Source organism: Streptomyces sp. NPDC047108, assembly GCF_040643575.1.
Lineage (GTDB): Bacteria > Actinomycetota > Actinomycetes > Streptomycetales > Streptomycetaceae > Streptomyces.
Genome location: NZ_JBEYUP010000022.1, coordinates 97,655 through 108,228 on the forward strand (window position 1 = coordinate 97,655; position 10,574 = coordinate 108,228).

Genomic DNA, 10,574 nt, shown 5'->3' on the forward strand with positions numbered 1-10,574 from the left:
GCAGTACGTCGTCGGAGCGAGTCCCGGAAGGCCGGATCACCGTGAAATGAGTACCGCCTGCTCCAGCACCAGGGCCACCTTTGGTGATCTTCTGGTCGCCACGTTCCGCAGTGGATTGGATCAGCTTGTCACCCATGTGTGTCGGCTTCGGCGGTGCGGCGCTCGAAAGCTTCGCCCCGGACCACTTCCGTGCTGCGGCCGAGCTTCTCGCCGCCCGGCACCGGCGTGACCTCGCAAGCGAACCGTCGCTGAGTCCGTCCTTCGGAGACCCGGACACCTGCGGATCCCTTCTCGTACAGGCCTGGGAGGAAGGGGCACGCGGGGCGGTCGCGTTGGAGGGGAACACCGTGGTGGGCTATCTGCTCGCCCGTTCCGGGGACGGGCTGCGCGGTCGTCACTGCTGGACACAGCCCCAGGATGCGGCCTGTTCGCTGGGCGCCGGTCCGGTGATCATGCAGCAGCTCTACGCCCATCTCTCGGGCCAGTGGCTCGTGGACGGATGCCTGCACCACTACACGGTGACTCCGGCCTCCGACCTCTCACTGTGGCTGATGCTCGGGTTCGCGCACGAGCAGGTCCACGCGATCATGGCCCTGTCCGGAACGGCCCGGCCCACGGTACCGCCTCCTGGCGTCCGTTCCGCGAGGCCTGAAGACATCGATGCGCTGGAGCCGTTGCTGGGCCTCGTCAACGCGGCGCACGCGGCTCCGCCCGTCTTCGCGTTCACCGACCAGCCGATGTGGGACATCCTGCGCTCCGGTCACCTGGAACTGCTGGGCGATCCCACGGTGGCGTACTGGGTGTCCGAAAACCCGGACGGAATCGACGGGTTCACCGTCATGAGGCCGGTTCCCGACGATGAGGCGTCGCTCATGAAGCCGCGTGGTTCGGTCGAACTGCTGCTGGCCGCCTCCGCTCCGCAGGCCCGTGGCAGGGGCGTGGGACGCCGCCTTGCCGAACACGCGTGGGCCGATGCGGTGAGCCGCGGATTCCGTACCTGTGTGACCGACTGGCGCGCGGCGAATCCTCTGTCCTCCGTCTTCTGGCCGCGCAGAGGATTCCGCCCGCACGCCTATCGTCTCCACCGGATCCTGGACCCACGGCTCCTCACACCCGAGCACGTACCGGGCCTTCCTCCGGAGAGCGGTACGTCAGGGCGTCGGTGACCGGAAGGCCCGGCGAGGGCGTCAGTCGATCCGGTTCAGGGCCATGTACCCGAGCTGCTCCAGCAGCAGTGCGCTCTCGCGAGGCGCGTCGGTGGCCGCGGTGATCACCTGCTTGGCCACGGAGGCGGCCATCGGCGGGTGGGCGGCCATCTCCGCGGCGATCTCCAGCGCGCGGTCCAGGGACGGTACGCCTGGCTCGGTGACCTCGCTCAGCAGGCCCCAGGCGTACGCCTCAGCGGGGTCCATCCTCCGGCAGCGCAGGACGAGATCACGTGTCCGTGCCGGTCCGACAGCCCGGACCAGGCGTGTCACGCCGCCGGAGCTCGGCAGAATGCCGATCGCCACTTCCGGCAGTCCGAACGAGGCGGTCGGGTCGGCGACGCGGATGTCGGCGGCCAGGGCGAGTTCCAGCCCTCCGCCGAGGCAGTACCCGGAGATCGCGGCGACCGTCGGCCGGCGGAGGGCGGCGAACGTCTCGTACACCGCGCCCGTCGAGCGGTAGTACGCGGCGATGGTCTCCGGGGTCATCTCCCGGAGTTCGGTGGTGTCGGCACCGGCGGAGAAGACGTCCGGCCCTCCGGTCACCACCACGGCGCGGCTGCCGGCGACCAACTCGCTGCCCAGGGCCGCGAGGAGGGCCGCTTCCATGTGGGTGGAGAGGGCGTTCAGCTTGGCCTCGCGGCGCAGCGTGACCACGGCGATCTCGCCGTGGAGCCGCGTCTCGACGGTGCCGGGATCGGACCTGTCGCGGGTGTCGTGACGGGCGCCGCTATCGGTGTCGTGACGGGCACCCTCATCGGTGTCGTGACGGGCACCCTCATCGGTGTCGCTACAGGGGGCGTCACCGGTGTCGTCACCGGCCGGCACGTCGGGGCGGGTGTCGGAATCCATCGCTACTCCGCGGGAGATGGTGGAAGGCGGGCGGATGATCGTGCGCTCGGGGCGGCGGAGTCTCCGGGAGCGCGGGCCGCGTCCGTGTTCCCGGATTCGCGCTGAGGCTCCACGCGCGCCGGGACCGGCTGCCCGGCGCCCCAGGCGTCCGCACCGCCGTCGACGACAACGGTGGTACCGGTGATGTAGGAAGCCGCGGGAGAGGCGAGGAAGGCGATGACCCCGGAGACGTCCTCGGGGCGGCCGAACCGTCCCAGCGGCACCGATCGGTCCCAGCTCTGCCGGTCGGCCTCGGAGTAGTTCTCGGCGAGCCCTTCGGTGGCGATGGTGCCGGGCGCGACGCAGACGGAGCGGATGCCGTAGCGACTCCACTCCTGGCTGAGGCCCGCGGCGAGGTTCTCGACTGCCGCCCGAGCCGCCGCGGCGTGGGCGAAACCGGGGATGCCCCGGCGTGGCGAGAAGCCGATGAAGACGACCACTCCCGAACGCTGCGGGATCATCGCCCTGCGAGCCACTTCACGTGTGACCGCCCACGTGGCGTCCACGGCGAGCCGGTGCACGGCCCGCCAGCCCTTGGGGCTGATCTCCTCCGCGGGGGCGGAGAACTGGCCCCCCGCGTTGTTGACCAGGACGTCGATGCGCCCGTACGCCTTCAGCGCCCGGCCGACCACGTCGGTCACCTGCTCGTCGTCGCGGATGTCCGCGGGCACGGCCAGGCAGGAGCCGCCGAGTTCGGCCACGGCCTGCCGAGTCTCCTCCAGGGGACCCGCGCGGCGGCCGCAGACGACGACGCTCGCTCCGGCGGCCGCGAGGTCCAGCGCGGTGGCCCGCCCGATCCCGGTGCCGCCACCGGTGATCAGAGCCACCGAGCCCGTGTGGACGTCGGGGCGAAGTACACGCCCGCACGCGGATTCCGGACCGGCGGACCTCGAATACGAACTGCTCCGCACGGATCCTCCTGACCGAGCTGACCGAGCCCCACTTGACCTGACTGACCAATCAGTCAGGCATGGCGCGGGAGCCGGCGTCAAGGGTTCCGGCAGAGCCCGGTGCGAGATCCGGGCGGATGCATGAGCCCGGTCGACGGATCACGGCGCCCACCACGGGGCGGCAGGGAGACCCGACAACCTCCGCGCCCCTCGCAGCCCCTCGTACTGCGGCCGTACGGCCCCGGCCGCGACGCCGTACGGACTGGGGATCCTGCGCCGCAGTACGCCGTGCGGTCACATCTGGGCCCACGGCGGAACGAGCACCGGCTGCGAGACCATGCCGGCCGGCGACGCCCGCGGCACCCGCCAGGTGGCCCTCTCATTCAACCGGCCCCGATTGGGAGGTGCCGGTGAAGAGCACCCCGTACTCAGACGGCGCCAAGAATTCGGACGCACAACCGGTGCCTCGGGGCGGCGCCGCACCGCTCGACTCGATGAGCAATTACTCAACTCCCCCCTATGTCCCGTTTGTTCACCGCGAGCACTCGACAGCGAGTTGACCGGGTTCCTATGGTTAATTCATGGAACCAGGCGGGAATGGGCCACTTCTCCACTCAAGAGACCATGAAGTCCCTGCCGCGGCTGCCGCTGCGCACAGACCCCTTTCCGCATAGGGCGCGGCAGTCTCCCCGCGCCGTTCCGGTCCTGTGTGAAGTAGCCTGCAACACAAGGGGCTTCGCCCGGATGTGAACGTGTCCGAAGGTTGCGGACCGACCGGCAAACCGACCGTCGCGCGTCTCGCCCTTGCCATCCCCTCGCGCCTCTTTCGCCTTTCCCCCACGAAGGTCGTAACTCAATGAACGCCCGGATCGCGCCGTGAAGATATCTTTCCTCATTCATAACGTGTACGGAGTCGGTGGCACTGTCCGCACGGTCGTCAACCTTGCCGGGGAGTTGGCCGAACGGCATGACGTCGAAATAGCCTCGGTGTTCCGGCATCGCGCGAAGCCGCGGTTCGACATCGCCCCCCAGGTGCGGCTCACCCCGCTGGTGGATACGCGTCCGGGTCACGACGACGGTCACCCTCTGGCGGGCAGACCCGCGAGGATGTTCCCTGCCGGCGAGGCGCGCCACGGCCAGTACAGCCGGCTCACCGACGAGCGCATCATCGCCTGGCTCGCCCGGGTCGATGCGGATGTCGTGATCGGCACGCGACCGGGACTGAACGTGATGCTGGCCCGCTACGGGCCTCGCGACGCGGTCCGCATAGCCCAGGAACACCTCACCTACGACGGCCACCGGCCGGTGCTGCGCGACCAGTTGCGTACCTGCTCACCGCTCCTGGACGCCTTCGTCACGGTGACGGAAGCGGACGCCGCCGCCTATCGCGCCCGGATGCCGGACATGCGGGTGGCCGCCATTCCCAACGGTGTTCCCCGTCCTCGGGCGGAGCCGTCGGACGGCACGTCCCGTGTCGTGGTGGCCGCCGGTCGCCTCGTCCCCGGCAAGCGGTTCGACCGACTCGTCGACGCCTTCGCCGAAGTGGTCACCGAACGTCCGGACTGGACGTTGCGGATCTACGGCCGGGGCCCGCACCGTGACGCCGTCCAGGCACGCATCGATCACCACGGACTGCACGAGAACGTGCGGCTCATGGGGATGCACACGTCGATGGAGAACGAGTGGGTCAAGGGCTCCCTCGCGGCGGTCAGCTCCACCAACGAGTCGTTCGGCATGACCATCGTGGAAGCCATGCGCGCCGGCCTGCCGGTCGTCAGCACCGACTGCCCGCTCGGCCCCCGGGAGATCATCCGCCAGGGCCGGAACGGACTCCTGGTACCGGTCGACGACACCGAAGCCTTCGCGGACGCGCTGCTGCGCCTGATCAACGACGACGAGGCCCGGAAACGGATGGCCCGCTCGGCCCGGGAAGGCGCGTACCGCTATGACCCCGGGGTGGTAGCGGCCCGTCACGAGACCCTGCTCAAGGATCTCGTACGGGCACGGGAGAACCTGCCCGACCACCACCTCACGGCTACGCGGCACCGCATACGCGCCGCCCGCGCCACCGTCTCGTACGTGATGCGGGAATTCCTCTTCAGAGCGGGCCGAAGCGCCAAGCGGAAGGCGTCACGCATCCGCGGCGGCGGAACGTCGCCCTAGCAGCCGGAGCGACGCGGTCGCCACCTGGCTGACGCCGTCGCAGAAGTACCGAGGCGGCTCGACCGAGCCGGTACTCGGACGCCTGAGGTCGATGCCCGAAGGCGAGCGCACCGCATGGCTCGGCGACTACTTCGCCGCCGTACGCGACTGCGCGCCGGACCGCATCAAGGCCCCCTGATCCCCCAACTCGAGGCAGGGAAAGGCCACGTCGAACAAGAGCCCGGCATCGTCGGTCCGCAACCGTGCCGGGGCTCTTTCGCCTGCTCTCTGGACTCACGTGCATGTGCTCTCTGGACGGACGCGCATGCCTCGCTACGGCCGGGCGCCACCAGGGGCTCGAGCCTGGCTGCCGCACCGCACTCGACGGCCGCCCACCCATCAGCCGCGTGAACAACCTCCCGGTCGATACAGCCGGAACGTGACACCCGGAACGGTCTCGGCCGCGTGCAGGGGGCAGGGGGCAGGTCAGAGGTCGGCGAAGTCGCAGAAGTCCATGTTGGCGAGGGCCAGGTTGCAGTGCATCTCGTGCGGGGTCTCCAAGGCCGGTATGCGGATCGCCTCGGTCTCCTCCAGGTCGGTGCTCACCGCGAGCAGTGTCGGTTCCGTGCCTTCCATGCCGTCGCGGTCAGCGAGGAAGACCACGTCCCAGCCGCCGTCATCCGGTTCGTCGCCGCGTTCGGGCGCGGTGAGGGCGGCGAGGATGTCGGCCGGGGTGGCCTCCGCCCACTCCGGGTCGTCCACGCAGAGGATCTCTTCCTTGACCCGGCCCTCGTCCCCGTCGCGTTCGTCGAAGACCCAGGGCTGGTCGAGGGTGTCTCGCACCCGCCGCCAGGCGTCGTCGTCCCCGTAGTGGGTGCGAACGAGCAGCATGGGCGGGTGGCCCTCGTGGGCCTTCGGCAGAACTCGCACGGGTCGGCATTCCTTTTGACGGGCGGCGTGGTGAACCGCGTTGACGGTGTGCCGAAGCGTAGGCGCCGGGTCCGACAACCGCGGGCCGGAATGCTGCAGTCGGGCACCGAACCTGGCTGACCCGGGCACGGCGGTGCCGCCGAGATACCGGCTACGAGGGAGAAGGAACGGGCGCCGGCGACAGCCCTCCCGGGCCCTTCATGATCGATGCGTCCCCAACCCAGAGGACCGCATGGACGTGCTGACTGCGCGTTGGTGCGGAGCCGCGCGTCCGCCTCGTCACAGCCGACGGCCCACCGTGTCCTGCTCGCCCACCGGGTCCTGCTCCCCCACCGCGTCCCGGCGATCCGCGGACGCGACCCCGGCCTCCGCCGGGGCCTGCCCCGCGGGGGCGGGCTTGCGGCGGCGTGCCGTCAGGCGCAGCGCCACCGGCTCGGTGAAGCGGGCGGTCAGCGGGCCGAGGATGACGAGGATCAGCACGTACGCGGTGGCCAGCGGACCGATGCGGGGTTCGACACCGACCGCCAAGCCGGCGATGACGACGGAGAACTCGCCGCGGGCGACGAGCGTGCCGCCTGCGCGCCAGCGGCCCTTGGCCGAGATGCCGGCCCGTTTGGCCGCCCAGTAGCCCGTGGCGATCTTCGTCAGCGCCGTGACGACCGCCAGCGCGAGCGCGGGCAGCAGGACCGGCGGGATGCTCGCCGGATCCGTGTGCAGGCCGAAGAAGACGAAGAACACCGCCGCGAACAGGTCCCGCAGCGGGGCCAGCAGATGGTGCGCGCCCTCGGCGACCTCCCCGGACAACGCGATGCCGACCAGGAACGCTCCCACCGCGGCCGAGACCTGGAGTTGCTGGGCGAGCCCCGCCACCAGCAGCGTCAGGCCCAGGACGACGAGCAGCAGTTTCTCGGGATCGTCGTGGGAGACGAAGCGGGAGATGTGACGGCCGTAGCGCACGGCCAGCAGGAGGACGAGTCCGGCGACACCGAGCGCGATGGCGAGGGTGACACTGCCCGCGGCGAGTCCTGATCCGGCCAGCAGGGCCGTGATGATGGGCAGATAGACGGCCATCGAGAGGTCTTCGAGGACCAGGATGCTCAGGATGACGGGCGTCTCGCGATTGCCGAGCCGCCCCAGGTCGCCGAGCACCTTGGCGATGACTCCGGACGACGAGATCCAGGTGACTCCGGCCAGGACCACGGCGGCCACCGGCCCCCAGCCCAGCAGCAGCGCCATCGCGGCGCCGGGCAGCGCGTTGAGGGCCGCGTCGACGAGTCCGGCCGGGTACTGGGTCTTGAGGTTGGAGACCAGGTCGCTCGCCGTGTACTCCAGGCCGAGCATGAGGAGGAGAAGGATCACGCCGATCTCGGCGCCGATCGCGACGAACTCCTCACTGGTGCCCAGGGGCAGCAGCCCGCCCTCGCCGAACGCCAGACCGGCCAGCAGATAGAGCGGGATCGGAGAGAACTGCAAACGCCCAGCAAACCGGCCCAGCAGTCCCAGACCGAGAATGATCGCGCCGAACTCGATCAGGAAAATCGCAGAAGAGTGCACCGGCGATCACTCTCGCCCGAGTATCTCGGCCGCGGCCTCGACACCCTCGCGCGTGCCGATCACGATGAGCGTGTCACCTCCCGCGAGGCGGAAGTCCGGTCCGGGAGAAGGGATGGCCTCGGCGCGGCGCAGCACCGCCACGATCGAGACACCGGTGTCCGTACGCATCTTGGTCTCACCGAGGAGCCGCCCGTTCCAGTGCGCGGTGGACGACAGCTCGACACGCTCCGCGACCAGGCCCAATTCGGTCGTCGAGAGCAGACTCGGACTGTGGTGCGCCGGCATCATCGCGTCGATCAGCGCCTCCGCCTCCCCCGCCGTCAGGCGGGCGGACAACGCGCACGCGTCGGGGTCGTCCTCCTGGTAGGCGTTCAGGGTCCGGGACCCGTCGCGATGGGCCACCACCGACAGCCGGCGCTGTTCCCGCGTGGTCAGGTCGTATCGCACACCGATCCCTGGCAACGGCGTACTGCTCATGCGCGCGGCGCTCACGGCTGCCCCCCATTTCCGGCCATCCGGTCTTGACGTTTTCTTGGGAAAACTTTGGTGACACCCTAGCGTTACATCTCGCAACAGAAGGACCGGGCCCGAGCCGGGACCGGGTGCGAGAATCCCCTCCGGGGGGCCACGCGCCGCGGACACGGTGACGGGTCGCGGGCGGGAACGAACGGCGTTTCCCCGTCCGCCGGTGCGGGCGGACCGGAAGGACGGGTCAGGATGATCGAGTGGGGACCTCTCGGCACCGCGGCCAGGCCCGTACCCCAGCCCGTGGCCACGCCGCTGGTCTGGGCCGCGGCCTTCGGCGGCGCACTGGTGCTGGTGGCGGTCCTCAACACGGTCGCGGGCGGTGATCGTCCCGAACTCGTCCTGGCCGCCCTGTCGTTGATGGCCTGCCTGCTCGGCTCGTACGCGCGCTTCACGGCCGCGCCCGGGACGGCTCTCCTGTGCTGGCTGTTTCTGAACGGGTTCGGCATCCCGCCGCTCGGGACCCTCACCTGGGCGGCACAGCGCGACGCGTTCTGGCTCGCGTGCCTGCTCACGGCCACGCTCGTGGGCACGGCGCTGGCCCGCGTGATCCACGCGCGGGCTGCCTACCACCGCCTCATCGCGCGAGGCGGCGCGGGCGCGACGGGCCGCGACGGCGGTCCGTTCGACGCCTGACCGGATCACCTTGGGAACAGGCCACGGCAGTGGGTGTCTGCGGGTCGGTGGATCCCCCGCAGGTCGGCAGTTCCCTACGAGGCAACGGGGCGGCGGGGCGTCAGGCCGTGCCCTCCCACCTGACCTCGCCGTCGTGCCAGTGCTCCGTGGGAGCGAGCCCCGCCGCGGTGGCCACGGCGGCAGAGGCGGCATGGTCGGGATGGATGTGGGCGACGACAGTGCGTACGTGCTGCTTCGCGAGCCAGGCGACCAGTCCTCGGGCTGCTTCGGAGGCGATGCCCCGCCGCTGCCAGGGAGTTCCCACCACCCAGGCGATCTCCGCAGCCACTGCGCCGTCCCCGGCGGTGACCGTCGCCTGAACGGTTCCGGTCAGGCAGTCCCCGTCCTCGTCATGGAGCTGGACGACCCAGTTGCACCAGGAGACGTCGGCGTCCGGCGATCCGGCGACCAGGCGCTCGTAACGCGCCCGCAGGGCCTCGACGGTCGCGGGGCTGCCGCCGATGAACGTGTGCAGCTGCGCGTCGGCGAGCGCTGCGGCCATCTCGTCGGCGTGCTCCACGCGCAGGGGCAGGAGGGTGAGCCGGTCGGTGCGGATGGTCTGTGGCTCGATGGCGGTCACGGTCCCTCTCCCTTGGCCCTGTTCCCTGCTTGCTGACCTCTGGTTGCTGGTTGCTGGCCTCTGGCCGATGGTCCGGGATGGCTACCGCAGTGTGGCCCACTGGCGGAGCCGGTGCCAGCGGTCAGCCGTCCCGATGGCTGGATGCCGCGTTCGGTGCGGTGGTTCCAGCACCGGTGCCTACCGCCGCGAGGAAGAGGAACGGCGGATGCGCGCTCAGGTGGTGTAGTCGGCGTTGATCCTCACGTAGCCCTCGGTGAGATCGCAGCCGTACACGGTGAACGCACCGTGCGCGATGCCCAGATCCACCCCGATGACCACCTCGTCACCACCGAGGTAGGCGGCGGCCCGGGCGAGGAGAGCGTCGCTCGGCTCCTCCGGATGCATCGCGAGGTCGCCGAACCGGATCCGGACGCGGGCCGGTTCGATGTCGGTCTCGCCGTGGAGCTTGCCGACGGCCATCGCCACACGGCCCCAGTTCGGGTCGCTGCCGTGCACAAGGGTCAGCGCAGCCGCCGGGGCTGGCCCGTCAGGTCCACCCCGCGGGCTTGGCCGTCCCCATGGCGCGGGTGACGCTGATCTCGATGACGACGCGCGACGGGTTCGGGCGCGGGGACTTGTAGCGCTGCGCGTAGCGCTGCTCGGCGTCCGCCACGGACGCCGGGTCGTCCTTGATGACGGCGGTGCCCTCCAGAGTGCACCAGCGGCGGCCCTCCGCCTGGCTCACCGCGACATGGGCGCTCCCGCCCGCGCCCCGTACGTTGCGGACCTTCTTGCTGCCGGCGCTGCTGATGACGCGTGCGATACGGGTCTCGGGATCATAGGTCACCCCCACCGGCACGAGATGCGGGGTCCCGTCGGGGCGCAGCGTGGTGAGGAAGCAGATGCGACGCTCCCGCCAGAACGTCTCGTCGGTCGGGGTGCGGGGCGTTGGGGCCGTCATGGGGTGGTCCTTCGGAGCGGGCGGGACGGATGCGATGCGGACCGGGCGGCGGCCGCGATCAGGGTCAGGAGCAGGAGCAGGAGCAGGAGCAGGGGCAGAGGCAGGGGCAGGGGCAGGGGCAGATGCAGGGGCAGGTTACGTGAGCTGGTCCGCGTCCAAGCGCCTGGTCAGCCGAGGCGGCGGGCGGGTTCTCCGTCGAGGTAGGCGCGGATGTCCTGAACGGCGTGGCCGTAGTAGGTCGT

10 protein-coding genes and 1 pseudogene are annotated in these 10,574 nt (G+C 70.6%); 3 read left to right on the forward strand and 8 right to left on the reverse strand.

Annotated features, from left to right (window positions below; genetic code table 11):
• Positions 1–134 precede the first annotated feature (134 nt).
• A complete protein-coding gene (locus tag ABZ822_RS28630) occupies positions 135–1,166 on the forward strand; it encodes a GNAT family N-acetyltransferase (RefSeq protein ID WP_360860473.1) in 1,032 nt (343 codons plus the stop codon).
• A 21-nt stretch (positions 1,167–1,187) separates the two neighbouring features.
• Here ABZ822_RS28630 and ABZ822_RS28635 read toward each other — a convergent pair whose 3' ends face one another.
• A complete protein-coding gene (locus tag ABZ822_RS28635; RefSeq protein WP_360860476.1) occupies positions 1,188–2,057 on the reverse strand; it encodes an enoyl-CoA hydratase/isomerase family protein in 870 nt (289 codons plus the stop codon).
• Between the two features lie 2 nt (positions 2,058–2,059).
• Complete coding sequence (locus tag ABZ822_RS28640; RefSeq protein WP_360860479.1) at positions 2,060–2,923, reverse strand: SDR family oxidoreductase; 864 nt, start codon at positions 2,921–2,923, stop codon at positions 2,060–2,062.
• Between the two features lie 939 nt (positions 2,924–3,862).
• Here ABZ822_RS28640 and ABZ822_RS28645 point away from each other — a divergent pair.
• Positions 3,863–5,149: a glycosyltransferase family 4 protein gene (locus tag ABZ822_RS28645; protein ID WP_360860482.1), complete on the forward strand. Its 1,287-nt coding sequence runs from the start codon at positions 3,863–3,865 to the stop codon at positions 5,147–5,149.
• 465 nt (positions 5,150–5,614) lie between these two features.
• Here ABZ822_RS28645 and ABZ822_RS28650 read toward each other — a convergent pair whose 3' ends face one another.
• From ABZ822_RS28650 to ABZ822_RS28660, 3 genes are all read right to left on the reverse strand, one after another.
• Positions 5,615–6,058, reverse strand: a complete 444-nt coding sequence (locus ABZ822_RS28650; protein ID WP_360860485.1) for a hypothetical protein — start codon at positions 6,056–6,058, stop codon at positions 5,615–5,617.
• A 279-nt stretch (positions 6,059–6,337) separates the two neighbouring features.
• Positions 6,338–7,612, reverse strand: a complete 1,275-nt coding sequence (locus tag ABZ822_RS28655) for a cation:proton antiporter (protein WP_360860488.1) — start codon at positions 7,610–7,612, stop codon at positions 6,338–6,340.
• A 6-nt stretch (positions 7,613–7,618) separates the two neighbouring features.
• Positions 7,619–8,089 carry a TrkA C-terminal domain-containing protein gene (locus tag ABZ822_RS28660; protein ID WP_360860508.1) on the reverse strand — a complete coding sequence of 157 codons (471 nt, stop codon included), beginning with the start codon at positions 8,087–8,089 and terminating at the stop codon, positions 7,619–7,621.
• A gap of 240 nt (positions 8,090–8,329) precedes the next feature.
• Between ABZ822_RS28660 and ABZ822_RS28665 the strand changes: the two genes are divergently transcribed.
• Entirely contained in the window at positions 8,330–8,773 is a 444-nt protein-coding gene (locus ABZ822_RS28665; protein ID WP_360860491.1) for a hypothetical protein, read from the forward strand.
• A 100-nt stretch (positions 8,774–8,873) separates the two neighbouring features.
• Here the strand turns inward: ABZ822_RS28665 and ABZ822_RS28670 are convergent, their stop codons facing one another.
• From ABZ822_RS28670 to ABZ822_RS28680, 3 genes and pseudogenes are all read right to left on the reverse strand, one after another.
• On the reverse strand, positions 8,874–9,392 hold the full coding sequence (locus tag ABZ822_RS28670) for a GNAT family N-acetyltransferase (RefSeq protein WP_360860494.1): 519 nt from the start codon (positions 9,390–9,392) through the stop codon (positions 8,874–8,876).
• Positions 9,393–9,605: 213 nt separating this feature from the next.
• Positions 9,606–9,893: pseudogene (locus ABZ822_RS28675) on the reverse strand (bifunctional ornithine acetyltransferase/N-acetylglutamate synthase); the annotation flags it as partial.
• Between the two features lie 25 nt (positions 9,894–9,918).
• The gene (locus ABZ822_RS28680; protein WP_360860497.1) at positions 9,919–10,332 is read right to left on the reverse strand and encodes a TIGR03618 family F420-dependent PPOX class oxidoreductase; all 414 of its coding nucleotides are present in this window, start codon (positions 10,330–10,332) and stop codon (positions 9,919–9,921) included.
• Between the last annotated feature and the right edge of the window lie 242 nt (positions 10,333–10,574).